The sequence below is a fragment of the Lysobacter niastensis genome, assembly GCF_015453285.1.
Classification (GTDB): Bacteria; Pseudomonadota; Gammaproteobacteria; order Xanthomonadales; family Xanthomonadaceae; genus Lysobacter_J; species Lysobacter_J niastensis.
Map to the genome: position 1 here is coordinate 376,889 of NZ_JADLZT010000002.1, position 12,505 is coordinate 389,393.

At 68.2% G+C, this 12,505-nt stretch carries 13 protein-coding genes; 8 read left to right on the top strand and 5 right to left on the bottom strand.

The features are described from left to right. Positions 1–80: 80 nt before the first annotated feature. Positions 81–1,211, top strand: coding sequence for a sensor histidine kinase (locus IU514_RS04425; protein ID WP_194929863.1), 1,131 nt, complete (start codon positions 81–83; stop codon positions 1,209–1,211). Further along, positions 1,211–1,654, top strand: a complete 444-nt coding sequence (locus IU514_RS04430) for a response regulator (protein ID WP_194929864.1) — start codon at positions 1,211–1,213, stop codon at positions 1,652–1,654. Before IU514_RS04425 ends, IU514_RS04430 begins: the two co-directional genes overlap by 1 nt. A gap of 81 nt (positions 1,655–1,735) precedes the next feature. On the opposite strand, the gene IU514_RS04435 is transcribed toward IU514_RS04430, so the two are convergent. The 3 genes from IU514_RS04435 to IU514_RS04445 form a co-directional block, all read right to left on the bottom strand. After that, on the bottom strand, positions 1,736–2,482 hold the full coding sequence (locus IU514_RS04435; RefSeq protein WP_194929865.1) for a 2OG-Fe(II) oxygenase: 747 nt from the start codon (positions 2,480–2,482) through the stop codon (positions 1,736–1,738). Between the two features lie 74 nt (positions 2,483–2,556). Continuing rightward, positions 2,557–4,029: a sigma-54 dependent transcriptional regulator gene (locus IU514_RS04440; protein WP_194929866.1), complete on the bottom strand. Its 1,473-nt coding sequence runs from the start codon at positions 4,027–4,029 to the stop codon at positions 2,557–2,559. Between the two features lie 136 nt (positions 4,030–4,165). Then, positions 4,166–5,218, bottom strand: a complete 1,053-nt coding sequence (locus IU514_RS04445) for a class 1 fructose-bisphosphatase (RefSeq protein WP_194929867.1) — start codon at positions 5,216–5,218, stop codon at positions 4,166–4,168. Positions 5,219–5,366: 148 nt separating this feature from the next. Between IU514_RS04445 and IU514_RS18905 the strand changes: the two genes are divergently transcribed. From IU514_RS18905 to IU514_RS04465, 4 genes are all read left to right on the top strand, one after another. Continuing rightward, the gene (locus tag IU514_RS18905; protein WP_228760474.1) at positions 5,367–6,695 is read left to right on the top strand and encodes an NIPSNAP family protein; all 1,329 of its coding nucleotides are present in this window, start codon (positions 5,367–5,369) and stop codon (positions 6,693–6,695) included. 64 nt (positions 6,696–6,759) lie between these two features. After that, positions 6,760–7,452 (top strand): helix-turn-helix transcriptional regulator, encoded by a 693-nt coding sequence (locus tag IU514_RS04455; RefSeq protein ID WP_194929868.1) that lies wholly within the window; start codon positions 6,760–6,762, stop codon positions 7,450–7,452. A 61-nt stretch (positions 7,453–7,513) separates the two neighbouring features. Further along, positions 7,514–7,900, top strand: a complete 387-nt coding sequence (gene crcB, locus IU514_RS04460) for a fluoride efflux transporter CrcB (RefSeq protein WP_194929869.1) — start codon at positions 7,514–7,516, stop codon at positions 7,898–7,900. Between the two features lie 10 nt (positions 7,901–7,910). Beyond that, entirely contained in the window at positions 7,911–8,270 is a 360-nt protein-coding gene (locus IU514_RS04465; protein WP_194929870.1) for a DUF190 domain-containing protein, read from the top strand. A 29-nt stretch (positions 8,271–8,299) separates the two neighbouring features. Here IU514_RS04465 and IU514_RS04470 read toward each other — a convergent pair whose 3' ends face one another. Together IU514_RS04470 and IU514_RS04475 are read right to left on the bottom strand one after the other, a co-directional pair. Then, on the bottom strand, positions 8,300–8,935 hold the full coding sequence (locus IU514_RS04470; RefSeq protein ID WP_194929871.1) for a response regulator transcription factor: 636 nt from the start codon (positions 8,933–8,935) through the stop codon (positions 8,300–8,302). Beyond that, positions 8,932–10,035, bottom strand: a complete 1,104-nt coding sequence (locus IU514_RS04475) for a sensor histidine kinase (RefSeq protein ID WP_194929872.1) — start codon at positions 10,033–10,035, stop codon at positions 8,932–8,934. The genes IU514_RS04470 and IU514_RS04475 overlap by 4 nt, the downstream gene beginning before the upstream one ends. A gap of 149 nt (positions 10,036–10,184) precedes the next feature. On the opposite strand from IU514_RS04475, the gene IU514_RS04480 reads away from it, so the two are divergent. Both IU514_RS04480 and IU514_RS04485 read left to right on the top strand, forming a co-directional pair. Beyond that, the gene (locus IU514_RS04480; protein ID WP_194929873.1) at positions 10,185–10,892 is read left to right on the top strand and encodes a DUF2306 domain-containing protein; all 708 of its coding nucleotides are present in this window, start codon (positions 10,185–10,187) and stop codon (positions 10,890–10,892) included. A gap of 128 nt (positions 10,893–11,020) precedes the next feature. Continuing rightward, a complete protein-coding gene (locus tag IU514_RS04485; RefSeq protein WP_194929874.1) occupies positions 11,021–12,436 on the top strand; it encodes an FAD/NAD(P)-binding protein in 1,416 nt (471 codons plus the stop codon). Positions 12,437–12,505: the final 69 nt, after the last annotated feature.

The following is a 12,505-nucleotide window of genomic DNA, read 5'->3' on the forward strand; positions in this document are numbered from 1 at the left end:
TTCATTCAGGGCCCCTGCACCGACCCGTCACACCGCGATTGGCTACACTTCATTGCAGGCATCAAACGGCCGGCATATCCATGGCGGTAATCCACGAACCCGAGAATGATCGCTTTCGGCTGGCGATGGCCGCTTCAGGCATCGGTATGGCCATCGTCGATCTCCAGGGGCGTTGGGTCGAGGTCAATCCTGCCTTCGAACGCATGCTCGGCTATAGCGCGTCGGAAGTAGTCGGGCGCCCCACTACGGCATTCACGCATCCCGACGACATCGACATCTCGCGCCGCTACCTGAAGGGGCTGATCGACGGCAGCATCCCCATGCTCGATGCGCGCAAGCGCTACCTGCACCGCAGTGGCGCCACGGTTTGGGCGCAGGCCAACGTCGCGGTGATGCGAGATGAAGATGCCGAACCGCTGTACCTGCTCGTGCAACTGCGCGACATCGGTGCCGAGCTGGCCGTCGAGGAAACGCTGAAGCATCGCGCAGACGAGCGCGCTGTCGCACTGAACGCTTCCAACCGGCAACTGCAGCTGTTCGCCGACGCCGTCGCGCACGACCTGCGCGCGCCGCTGCGTTCGATCGAAAGCTTCTCCGGCCTGCTCGCCGACCACGCCCACGATCGACTGGACGAAACCGATCGCGAATACCTGGCTCGCATCCGCGCCGCCGCGGAACGCATGACCAGTCTTCTCGATGCGCTGAACGAGCTTTCACGCGCCACCGGTGCCGAGCTCAAGTCCAGCCCGGTGGACCTGAGCCTGCTGGCCGACTGGGTGTGCGCGGAACTCCAGGATTTCGACCCGCAGCGCCCGGCCCGCATCGAAGTTCAGCCGCGCCTGATGTGCGAGGGCGACGAGCGCCTGCTCAAGCTGATGCTGTCGCAGGTGCTGCAGAACGCCTGGAAGTTCGCGCGCCCGTCCGAACCGGTGAGGATAGAAGTGGGCGGTGAACGCGTCGGCGACGTGCTGCGGCTGGTGATCCGCGACCATGGTGTCGGCTTCGACATGCGCTACGCCCACAAGCTGTTCCAGCCCTTCCAGCGCCTGCATGGCCCCGAACAGGGCGGCGGTCATGGCCTCGGCCTGGCCATCGCGCAGCGGGTCGTCGAGCGTCACCACGGGCGCATCCTCGCCGACTCGCAACTCGACGCGGGCAGTACTTTTGTTATTGAATTGCCTGCCGTTGCGCCCGACGAGGACTTGCGTTGATGCACAAGGAAATACTGCTGGTCGAGGACAACCCCGACGACGTCGAGTTGACCCGGCTTGCTTTCGACGAAGCCAAGATCGCCAATCGCCTGGTGGTGGTGGGCGACGGCGCCGAAGCGCTCGATTACCTGTTCGCACGGGGCCGCCACAGCGACCGCGATCAGGCCGACCTGCCCTCGATCGTGCTGCTCGACCTGAACCTGCCCAAGATCGACGGCCGCGAAGTGCTGCAGGCGATCCGCGCCAACGAAGCCACGCGCACGCTGCCGGTGGTAGTGCTGACCACCAGCGCCGAACCCTTCGACGTCGAGGCCAGCTACGCGCTGGGCGTCAACAGCTACATCCAGAAGCCGGTCGACTTCGAGCAGTTCGTCTGGGCGGTGAAGCAGGTCGGCCTGTACTGGCTGGTGCTCAACCACCCGCGCCACGTTGCCGCGACGTAAGCGGGCCTTTCCTGGCAGCAACGATGCCCGGCTGAAAGGCTGTGCCGGGCGAAAGCATCGAATGACGGGCCGAACGCGCTTTTACTGCGGGGACCCGAACAGCTGTTCAGCACGCTGGAACAGCACCCAGCTGGTCGCGATGTACTTATCCCCGCCCTTGGGCCGATTGCCCCGATGCGTATGCGTGAACGCCGCGGGCGCGATCAGCAGCGCACCGGTGCCCGGTGAAATCTTGCGCTGCTGGTAGAGGAATTCGGTCTCGCCCTCGTCGAACCCGTCGTTGAGGTAGATCGTCCACAGCAGGTGGCGGTGCAGCGTCTCGGCACGCGGGTCGCGCGGATACAGTTCGCAGTGCCAATAGGGATACCCGCCACGGCCAGCGGTGTAATGCTGCAGGTTGATCGCACCGGGGCGCAGCACGGTCTGCACGATCGGTGAGAGTTCGGCATCGTCCATCGCCGCCAGCCGCTCGGGCGTCAGACGATGGCGCTTGCCGTCCTGGGTCGGGACCTCCAGCATCAGCGGCGCGATCAGTGTGTGCGGGTAGCGGCGCAGATAGCGCAGCACGCCACCGAATACGGCGGTGTTGAGTTGCGCTTCGGCATCGCGCCACTCGGCGCGGCCACTGATGGTCAGGTCGCGGCTGTCCTTCAGGTCGGGCATCACGCCGCCGCCGACGCGGCCGGGCTGGATGTCGCGGCTGGCGTTGAAGCGTTCGATCAGCGCGGCGCAGGCGCCGGCATCCAGCGCAACCGGGTAAACCTCGATGAAGTCGGCCCCGGAACCGGGCTGGCTGGAACTGGGCTGGCCGGAATCAGGATGAAGCACGGCCGCCGGGGCCTGGGGTGCTGCAGGTGCTGTCACGTCGTCCTCTCGGCGCTCGGGTCCGGGGACGCGCGCGCTCACTGCTGCGGAGACGACATCCTCGCATGCACGGGCGGAGCCGCCGAGAGGGCATCGCCGGCGGGCAGATTGCGCTCCCCTGCGGCGTGGCCACTGACGCCGTCGCCGTCCGGTGCCCGCAGGTTGAGCCGGCTCATCAGGCGGTAGAGGGTCACGCGCGAAACACCGAGTTCGCGCGCCGCATCGACCAGGCGGTGCCGGTTGCGGTGAAGGGCCCGCTCGATGGCCTCGCGCGTGGCCGCGTCGCGCACCTCCTCGAGCGTCGGCGGCGGCAGCGCCGAGGCGCCGTCGATGTGCAGGTCGGCGGCCGTGATGAGGCGCCCTTCGGCCATCACCACGGCCTGGCGCACGCGGTTGATCAGCTCGCGCACGTTGCCGGGCCAGGGATGCGTATGCAGCGCGTGGCGCGCGCACGGCGCGAATCCCTTCAGCGAACGACGGCCCTCCTGCGAATAGCGTTGCAGCGCGTAGTCGGCGAGGCGGTCGATGTCGCTGCCGCGCTCGCGCAGTGGCGGCTGCTGCAGCCGCAGCACGCACAGGCGGTGGTAGAGGTCGGAACGGAAACGACCATCAGCGATGGCGGCATCGAGGTCATGGTGCGTGGCCGAGACTATGCGCACGTCGATCGGGATCTGCTCGTGCCCGCCCAGCCGTTCGATGCTGCCTTGCTGCAGGAAGCGCAGCAGCGATGCCTGGCTCTCGAGTGGCAGGTCGCCGATTTCGTCCAGGAACAGCGTCCCGCCGTTGGCCATCTCGAAGCGGCCCAGCTTCCTCTGTTGCGCGCCGGTGAACGCGCCGCGCTCGTAGCCGAACAGTTCCGACTGCACCAGGTTGTGCGGGATCGCGCCGCAGTTGATGGCGATGAACGGATGAGCGTGCCGCCGCGAGTGCCGGTGCAGCGCCATCGCCGCGAGTTCCTTCCCGGTGCCGGTCTCGCCGGCGATGAATACTGGTGCCTCCGTCAGCGCGGCCTTGCGCAGCGTGCGGATCAGCGTCTGCATGGCCTGGCTCTCGCCGATCATGCCGTCGAAGTCGGTATCGTGCGGCTCGTCTTCGTCGCATGTCAGCGCCGCCATCCCGTGGGCGTGGCCGATCACGGTGTGAAGGACATCCTCGGGGCAAGGCAGCGTGACGTAGTCGTAGCAGTAGTCGCGGATCAGCCGGCGCACCGGCTCCGCGTCTATGCGTCCCGCGTCGACGCCCGCCACCCAACCAACGTTGTGCGCCGACAACGCGGCACCGAACTCGGCCAGGTCGTACTCGGTGAAACCTTCGCGCAGGTCGAGCAGCGCGGCGTGCGGCTGGTGCGGTTCCCGCTGGAGGATGCGCACCACGGTGCGCGGATCGGGTGCGCGCCGCACGCTCCAGCCGCGGCGCTGCAGGCCCGCCAGCGCGAGCACGCGCCCCGCGCCGCCGCGGGTGACGTAGATCAGCTCACGGCTGCCAGCAGCACGCGGTCCGTCGTTCGACATGCCTGCTCCCATGCCCGGCGCGCCTGTGCTGCACGCGCATCTCCAAGCAAAAGAATCAACGTCGTACGTGTCCGCATGCGGTCAGCGCGATGACGTTGTCATCGCGCATGATCCGCTTTCAGCCGTGTTGGCTGCTTCACTTACTTGAATGGGACGTGTCGTGCTCGGCGTGGTACCGCACCGCGGCTTCGACTTCCTTCTTCGAACCGATGAAGACCGGCACGCGCTGGTGCAGGCCCGTGGGCTGTACTTCCATCATGCGCTGGCGACCGGTGCTTGCCGCGCCGCCCGCCTGCTCCACCAGGAAGCTCATCGGATTGGCTTCGTACATCAGGCGCAGCTTGCCGCCCTTCGGCGCGCACTTGCTGTCCAGCGGATAGCTGAAGATGCCGCCGCGGGTCAGGATGCGATGCACGTCGGCGACCATCGAGGCGACCCAGCGCATGTTGAAGTCCTTGCCGCGCGGGCCTTCCTTGCCGGACAGCAGGTCGCCGACATAGCGCTGCATCGGCGGCTCCCAGAAGCGCTGGTTGGACATATTGACCGCGAACTCCTTCGTTTCCTCCGGAATCGACATGCCGCGCGTGGTCATCATGAAGCTGCCGACTTCACGGTCGAGCGTGAAGGCGTGCGTGCCGTTGCCGACGGTCAGCACCAGCATCGTGCTCGGGCCGTAGGTGGTGTAGCCGGCGCAGACCTGCTGCGTACCCGGCTGCAGGAAGTGTTCGTCGGCGGCGTTGGTGACGCCGTCCGGGCAGCGCAGCACCGAGAAGATCGTGCCGACCGAGATGTTCACGTCGATGTTGGACGAACCATCGAGGGGATCGAACAGCAACAGGTAGTTGCCGCGCGGGTAGACGTCAGGGATCGGGTGTGAGGTGTCCATTTCCTCGGACGCCAGGCCGGCGAGGTGGCCGCCCCAGGCGTTGGCTTCGAGCAGGATCTCGTTGGACAGCACGTCCAGCTTCTTCTGAGCCTCGCCCTGGATGTTCATGCTGGCAACACCTGGGGTACCGGCATCGCCCAGGACGCCGCCGAGCGCACCCTTGCCGACCGCGATGGAGATCGTCTTGCAGGCGCGGGCGACGACCTCGATCAGCAGGCGCAGGTCGGCGTTGATGCGGCCGGCCCGCTGTTCCTCGATCAGGTAGCGGGTCAGGGAGATGGACTGCGTCGGTGAACTGGACATGGCGCGGCGGCAGGCGGACAAAAGGGCCGCCATTGTCGCCGATGCCGCCCGCTCCGGGCAGCAGCAGGGACCTCACCGCTGCTGACATCAGGCTGGCAGCAGGCCCGGCGCACGCTCTCCGGCATGGAAAACACCGGAGGAGCAGACGATGGACCTGATGCAACTGACTGCCGGCTTCAATGCGGCCGCCCTGGCGATGGCCGAGGGGGCGCACGCCGCTGTACCGGCCCGACCCGGGCCGGCCGCGACTGAGGCGGACGACGGCCGCCACGACTTCGATTTCCTCCATGGCCACTGGCGGATCCGAAACGAGCGCCTGCGCGAGCGCATGGCCGGCGCCCAGGATTGGGAGGTATTCCACGCCACCCAGGTCTGCCGGCCGTTGCTGGGAGGCCTGGGCAACGTCGACGACTTCGTCAGCGACTGGCAGCGCCCGGGTACCGACGGACGATTCCTGGGCATGACCCTGCGGCTGTTCCGGCCCGAGTCGCGGCAGTGGCACATCTATTGGGCGGGCAGCCACGACGGCGTGCTGGAAGCGCCGATGGTCGGCGCGTTCGCGGACGAGGTGGGCACCTTCCACGGCGTGCTGGGGCACGCAGGCCACCCGGTGCAGGTGCGTTTCACGTGGGAGCACAGCAGCGCCCATGCCGCCCATTGGCAGCAGGCGTTCTCCGGCGATGGCGGCCGTAGCTGGGAGACGAACTGGCACATGTGGTTCCGCCGCACCGACGAACACGGCGCACTGCTGCATGACGATGCCGTGATCGAACTGCGCCAGTACACGATGCAGCCCGGTCGCCGCGACGAGTTCATCGCGCTGTTCGAACGCGAGTTCGTCGAAACCCAGGAAGCGGTCGGCATGCATGTCATCGGCCAGTTCCGCGACCTCGATGCCGACAACCGGGTCGTGTGGCTGCGCGGGTTTCCGGGCATGCCGGCGCGCAGGCATGCACTGGATTCGTTCTATTCCGGGATGCACTGGCAACGGCATCGCGACGCCGCCAACGCAACGCTGATCGACAACGACGACGTGCTGTTGCTGCGCCCGGCGCGACCAGGATCGGGTTTTGCCGCATCGGCGCCGCGTCCACCGATCGGCGCGAAGGGGCAGGACGGGGCGTTGATCGAGGCCGGCATCTGCCTGCTCGATGCACCGGCCGCACAAGGTTTTCTCGATACGTTCGATCGCGAACTGGCGCCGCGCCTGCGTGCAGCCGGCGCCGCGCTGATCGGCGTGTACGTGACCGAATCCAGCGAGAACACCTACCCGCGCCTGCCAGTTCGCGAAGGCGAGCAGGCGCTGGTGTGGTTCGCGCGGTTCGACGACGTCGAGGCGCACCACCGCTACGAAGCAGCGCTGCTGGCTGATGAAAGCTGGCGCGCTGCCTTGTCGCGCCGGCTCGGGCAGGGATTGAAGCACCTCCCGCAACGGCTGCGGCTGTCGCCGACGTCGCGCTCGGAGTTGAGAGGGTGATGCACTTCCCATTCGAAGCGAGGGCATGCATTGAGCGGCGCCGCGCGCCGCGCGATCATGCCGCATGCGTCGAGCCGACCGACTTTTCCTGCTGATCCATGCGCTGCGTGGCCGCCGTTCCGCCCTCACCGCGCAACGCCTGGCCGAGACGCTCGAGGTCTCGCTGCGGACCGTCTATCGCGACGTCGCCGACCTCCAGCGCTCGGGCGTGCCGATCGAGGGCGAGGCCGGCGTCGGCTACATGCTGCGCAAGGGCTCGGACATCCCGCCGCTGATGTTCACGCCCGGCGAGCTCGAAGCCCTGGTCGTCGGCACGCGCTTCGTGCGTGCCTTCGGTGGCGTGCGCCTGGGCCGCGAGGCCGCCGCCGCGCTGCTGAAGATCGAGGCCGTGCTTCCGCCGGAGCTGCGCGAACGCAGCCAGCGCACGCGCATCTTCGCGCCAGAAGTCGAGCGGATGGAGAACAGCGGCCTGATCGACGAGCTGCACGCCGCGGTGACTGCATCGCGCGTGCTGCGGCTCGACTACCGTGACAACGACTCGCGTATCACCCAGCGGGAGATCGAACCGTTGTGCCTGGCGTTCTGGGGTGGATCGTGGACGCTCGGCGCGTGGTGCCGCCTGCGTTGCGACTTCCGCAACTTCCGTCCCGATCGCATCGTCGCGTACGTGCCTACCGGCGAGGTCTTTGTCGAGGACGCCGAGCGCGGCCTCGATGCCTACCTTCGGGCTGTCAGTTCGCCGCGCACGGAGCCCTGACGCTGTGCATCGGCTGCCGCTGCCGTAACCTTCGCCAGTACCCGCCCGGAGATTGCCGTCCATGCATGCCCTGATCGCGATTGCCATCGGCGCCACGCTCGGTGCATGGGCGCGCTGGGGCCTGGGCCTGTGGCTCAATCCGCTCAATGGTTCGCTGCCGCTGGGCACGCTCGCCGCCAACCTCACGGGCGGTTACGCGATCGGCCTGGCCGTGGCCTGGTTCGCCGCCAGTCCCGGCGTCGCGCCGGAATGGCGGCTGTTCGTCATCACCGGCCTGCTGGGCGGGCTGACGACGTTCTCGACGTTCTCCGGCGAAGCCGTGCAACTGCTGCAGCGCGGCCAGTACGGCTGGGCGCTGGCCCACGTCTCGCTGCACCTGTTCGGCTCGCTGGCGATGACGATGCTTGGGTTGCTGACGGTGCGCGGCCTGCGCGCCGCATTCGCGTGAGGACACGGCCATGGCGCATGCACTCGAATCCGAACACGACGACGCCCAGGCGGGTGTCTGCCTGAGTCTGTACGTGCAGGAGAGCCGGAGACACGAAGGACGGCTGCTGCACGAATGGATCATCGAGCAGGCGCGCGCCATGGAGCTGCCCGGTGCGTCGGTGTTCCGGGCGATCGCCGGATACGGCCACCATGGCCGCATGCACCGGCAGTCGTACCTGGAGCTGCAGGGCGAGCTGCCGCTGGAAGTCGTGTTCGTGTTGAGTGTGGCGCAGTCCGACGCATTGCTGGCGAAACTGCGCGAGGCCGGCGTCGGCGCGTTCTGGGTGCGTACCGCAGCCGACTACGGCTTGCTGCCGGACGGCGGCTGAGGTCAGATCACCCGCAGCGCGGTTGCCTTTCAGATCACGCGCAGCGTGATTGCCTTGAGTACCGCGCGCGTGCGGTCGCGGGTCTCCAGCTTTTCGAGGATGGCCGACACGTAGTTCTTGACCGTGCCTTCGGCGAGGAACATCGCGCGCGCGATCTCCTTGTTCGAATAGCCGCCGGCGAGCAGGCGCAGGATCGCCACTTCGCGTTCGCTGAAACGTTCGCGTGGCGCATCGGCTGCGTGGTACTGGTACCTCGCGCGCACCGGACCGGTGCTGACCGGCTGCAGCAGCGTTTCGCCCCGCGCCACCCGCGCGATGGCCTCGCGCAGGTCTTCCGGCGCGGCATCCTTGAGCAGGAAGCCCTGCGCACCGGCTTCGGTCGCGCGCAGCAGCAGTTCACTGTCGTCGAACGTGGTCAGCAGCAGCACCGGCGTGGCATCGCCGCGTTCGCGCAATCGGCGCAGCGCTTCGATGCCATCCACGCCAGGCATGCGCACGTCGCTGAGCACCACATCTACCGGCGTAGCGTCCAGCAGGTCGAGCAGTTCGGCTCCGTCCTGCGCTTCCAGCGCCACGGAGATGCCCTGCCGCTCGAGCAGGGCACGCAGACCCGCGCGCACGATGGCCTGGTCGTCGGCGAGGGCGATGCGCAGCTGGGCATTCATGCAGGCAGATCCGCCTCGATGCGCAGGGAGCCACGCGGCGATGTCGACAACGACAGGCTTCCGCCGGCCGCGGCAATGCGCTCGCGCATGCCGGCCAGACCGTTGCCCTCGCGCAGCGAACCGCGAACCCGGCCATCGTCGTCGACGCGCACCAGCAGGCGACCGCCGGTGCATGCGAGCGCGACCTGCACCGTGTCGGCATCGGCATGGCGGGCGCTGTTGGTCAGCGCTTCCTGCACCAGACGCAGTACCGCTTCGGCGACGATGGGATCGGTCACATGCACGTCGTCGGCGACGGTGAGGCGAAGCGCCGGACGCGGCAGCGGTGCGGCGAGGGCGCGCAACGCGGTCGCCAGATCGAGGCCGCGCTCGTCGCGCATGGCCTGGACGATGCCGCGGATGTCGGACAGCAGCTCGCTCGACAGCTGCTGCGCCAGCGCCAGTTCCTGGCGGCCGTGGTAGGCCGGGTCGGCGGCGAGCGCGCGCAGGTTCAGCGTCATCGCGGTGAGCTTGTGGCCGGCGACGTCGTGCAGTTCGCGTGCCACGCGCAGGCGCTCGTTGTCGCGCACGGTGTCTGCAAGCAGTGCGCGCGTCGCCAGCAGGTCGGCGTTGACGTGGGCCAGGGCATCGCGGGCGCGTTCGGCGCTGACCGCGTACCACGCACACAGCGCAGCGAAAGCCTGGAATCCGGTGTTGACCATCACCACCGTCAGCGGCGCGCTGATCCCCGTGCGCCGGACCAGCAGGTAATACATGACGTCTGCGGCCAGTACCGCCAGCAGCGTGACGCGCGGCGGTGCGTGCCCGGCGAGCACGGCGACCCACACCACCAGCAGCACCTGCGAGATGCCGGGCCGGGCATCGAGCGCGATCAGCACCAGAGCGATCACGGGCATCACCACCAGCGTCGCCGGCCGCAGCCAGGGGCGACGTGGCCACAGGTCGTTGGCGAACAGCAGCAGCGTGAACAAGGCCAGCAGCGCGATGCCCCACGGCAGTCGCTCGGCCGGCATCCAGCGCAGGCCCATGCCGACCGCGGCCAGCGTGAACAGGCCGGCCAGGTTCAGCGGTTGCAGCAGGTTGCGCAGGCGTTCGGACATGCGTTCATGCTGCGCGGCCCGGGCAGGACAGGCAATGCCGCCGGTGCAGAAAGTTACTTCCGGCAGGTCGAAGCGATGACGCCGGGCACTGCATCGCAAGGAAGCCGACGGACACGCTGGCGCCACACCGTTCCGTCGGGAGTCGCGCCATGAATGCCTATGCCCTGCTCGTTGCCGGCCATGTGCTCGCCGGCACCCTCGCCCTGGTCACCTTCTGGATGGCGGCGCTGCTGCGCAAGGGCAGTCCCTCGCACCGCCGCACCGGCCAGGTCTACCTGTTGGCGATGTGCGCCATCGTCGCCACCGGCGCGCCGATGGCGGTGGCGCGCCTGCTCGACGGCCATCCGGTGACAGCGGCCTTCCTTGGTTACCTGGTGGTGATCACGGCGACGGGCATGTGGGGCGCGTGGCGCGCGATCCGCGATCGCGCCTCGGTGCAGCGCTATACCGGCCCGGTGTTCGTCGTCCTGGCGGCATTGTCGCTGGCCAGCGGCTGCGCAGTGTTCGCCCTTGGCGTGAACGTGCAGTCGCCGCTGCTGACCGGCTTCTCGCTGGTGGGCGTGGCCGGCGGCCTCGGCATGATCGGCAAGCGCTTGCGCCGCGAACGGCTCGCATCGGATCCGCGCTGGTGGATGCGTGAGCACTACACATCGATGCTCGGCAACGGCATCGCCACCCACATCGCGTTCCTCGGCATCGGCCTGCCGCGACTGCTGCCATCGGTGAGCGGTACCGCCTTGCAGTACGTGGCGTGGTTCGCGCCGATCGGCGTGGCGATCATCGCCAAGCTCATCCTCGACCGGCGCTGGGGTTCGCGCCCGCGGCACGGCATCGCTGTCGTCGCCAGTCGACCATGAGTCTCATGGCAATCGGTTATTTCGCTCTGCAGATTCGTTTCAGCGGCACGCCGCGAAAATAACCCGCGCTTTACCCGGCCGCGCGCGCGTTCGCTTAGTAATGGACGCCCGACGACTGGAGACGGGCCATGCGGATCAGCATCATCGGTGCGGGTTTCAGCGGTTGTGCATTGGCTACCGAGCTGGCACGTGTTGCCGGGCGCGGTATCGACGTACGCCTGATCGGCGCGCGCGACAGTCATGGTCGCGGTGTCGCCTATGGCGAGGCGCGACCGGAGCACCTGCTGAACGTGCGCGCGCGCGACCTGGGCGCGACGGCAGATCATCCCGGCGAGTTCGCCGACTGGCTCAACCTGACCGAGCGCGCACGGCACAGCTTCCTGCCGAGGCTGGTGTACGGCGAATACCTGCACTCGCGGTTGCAGACGGCCACGCAGTTGTCGTTGGCAGCGCTGAGCCACGTCGGCCAGGAAGCGATCGCGATCGAGCGGGAGGCCGGTGCTTTCCGCGTGTACCTTGCCGATGGCAGCGACTTCGCCAGCGACGTGGTGGTGCTCGCGGTAGGCGCCCTGCCCCCGCAGCCACTGAGCGGCGTGGGCCCGCGCCTGGCCGTGGATCCCGCGTACCTCGGCTGGCCGTGGCAGAACGGCCTCGACGGCAGTGGCGCGATCGACCGGGTTCCCACACAGGCGCGCGTGCTGGTCATCGGCACCGGACTGACCATGGTCGATGTGGTGGCCACTTTGCAAAGGCGTGGCCATCGCGGGCCCATCACGGCGTTGTCGCGGCACGGCCTGCTGCCGCAGCCACACGCCGAACTGCCTTCAGCGCCCACCGCGCTGCCGCCAACGGTGCTGCAGGCCCTGCATGCGCACGACCTGCGCCAGCTGGTGCGTACGCTGCGTTCGCTGACGCCCATCGTCCCCGACTGGCGCAGCCCGGTCGACGCCCTGCGGCCGCACCTGCAGGCCTTCTGGCGTGGTCTGCCGGAAGCGCAGCGAGCCACGTTCCTGCGGCACCTGCGTTCGTACTGGGAAGTGCTGCGGCATCGTCTCGCGCCATCGCTGTCCAACGAATTGGAAGCGTTGCGCGAACGCGGCCGGCTGCGCATCCGCGCCGGACGCATGCTGCGTGCACGGCGCGGTGCGGACGCAGTCGAGGTATCGATACGCGACCGGGGCTTCTCGCATGTCAGCAACGAAAGCTTCGACGTGCTGATCCGGGCGACCGGTTTCGACACCGACCTGGAGCGCACCACGCACCCGTTGATGGCGCACCTGCGCGAAGCCGGACTGGTCACCGCCGATGGGCACGGACTCGGAGTGAAGGCATCGCCGCGCTTCGAGGCGCTCGATCGTCATGGTGTTCCGGTGCGCGGCCTGTACTGCCTCGGGCCATTGCTGCGTGGCCAGTTGTGGGAGATCACCGCCGTGCCCGAACTGCGCGTGGCAGCGAAGCAGCTGGCGGCACAATTGCTGGCGCCGGCGGAGCGGGCTCAGGCCTTTGCGGAGCCGGCCAGAGCGATCATCGGCAGGACGCAGTGATGACGAATGCCACAAACGACAATCCCCGCTCGCGCGGGGATTGCATGCTCGGTGCCAGAAAGACCGCGA

Excerpts from the sequence above, each read along its gene's own strand:
- IU514_RS04430 (WP_194929864.1), top strand. The coding sequence starts at position 1,211 with ATGCACAAGGAAATACTGCTGGTCGAGGACAACCCCGACGACGTCGAG.
- IU514_RS18905 (WP_228760474.1), top strand. The coding sequence starts at position 5,367 with ATGGACCTGATGCAACTGACTGCCGGCTTCAATGCGGCCGCCCTGGCG.
- IU514_RS04485 (WP_194929874.1), top strand. The coding sequence starts at position 11,021 with ATGCGGATCAGCATCATCGGTGCGGGTTTCAGCGGTTGTGCATTGGCT.
- IU514_RS04455 (WP_194929868.1), top strand. The coding sequence starts at position 6,760 with ATGCGTCGAGCCGACCGACTTTTCCTGCTGATCCATGCGCTGCGTGGC.
- IU514_RS04475 (WP_194929872.1), bottom strand. The coding sequence starts at position 10,035 with ATGTCCGAACGCCTGCGCAACCTGCTGCAACCGCTGAACCTGGCCGGC.
- crcB (WP_194929869.1), top strand. The coding sequence starts at position 7,514 with ATGCATGCCCTGATCGCGATTGCCATCGGCGCCACGCTCGGTGCATGG.
- IU514_RS04470 (WP_194929871.1), bottom strand. The coding sequence starts at position 8,935 with ATGAATGCCCAGCTGCGCATCGCCCTCGCCGACGACCAGGCCATCGTG.
- IU514_RS04425 (WP_194929863.1), top strand. The coding sequence starts at position 81 with ATGGCGGTAATCCACGAACCCGAGAATGATCGCTTTCGGCTGGCGATG.
- IU514_RS04480 (WP_194929873.1), top strand. The coding sequence starts at position 10,185 with ATGAATGCCTATGCCCTGCTCGTTGCCGGCCATGTGCTCGCCGGCACC.
- IU514_RS04445 (WP_194929867.1), bottom strand. The coding sequence starts at position 5,218 with ATGTCCAGTTCACCGACGCAGTCCATCTCCCTGACCCGCTACCTGATC.
- IU514_RS04440 (WP_194929866.1), bottom strand. The coding sequence starts at position 4,029 with ATGTCGAACGACGGACCGCGTGCTGCTGGCAGCCGTGAGCTGATCTAC.
- IU514_RS04465 (WP_194929870.1), top strand. The coding sequence starts at position 7,911 with ATGGCGCATGCACTCGAATCCGAACACGACGACGCCCAGGCGGGTGTC.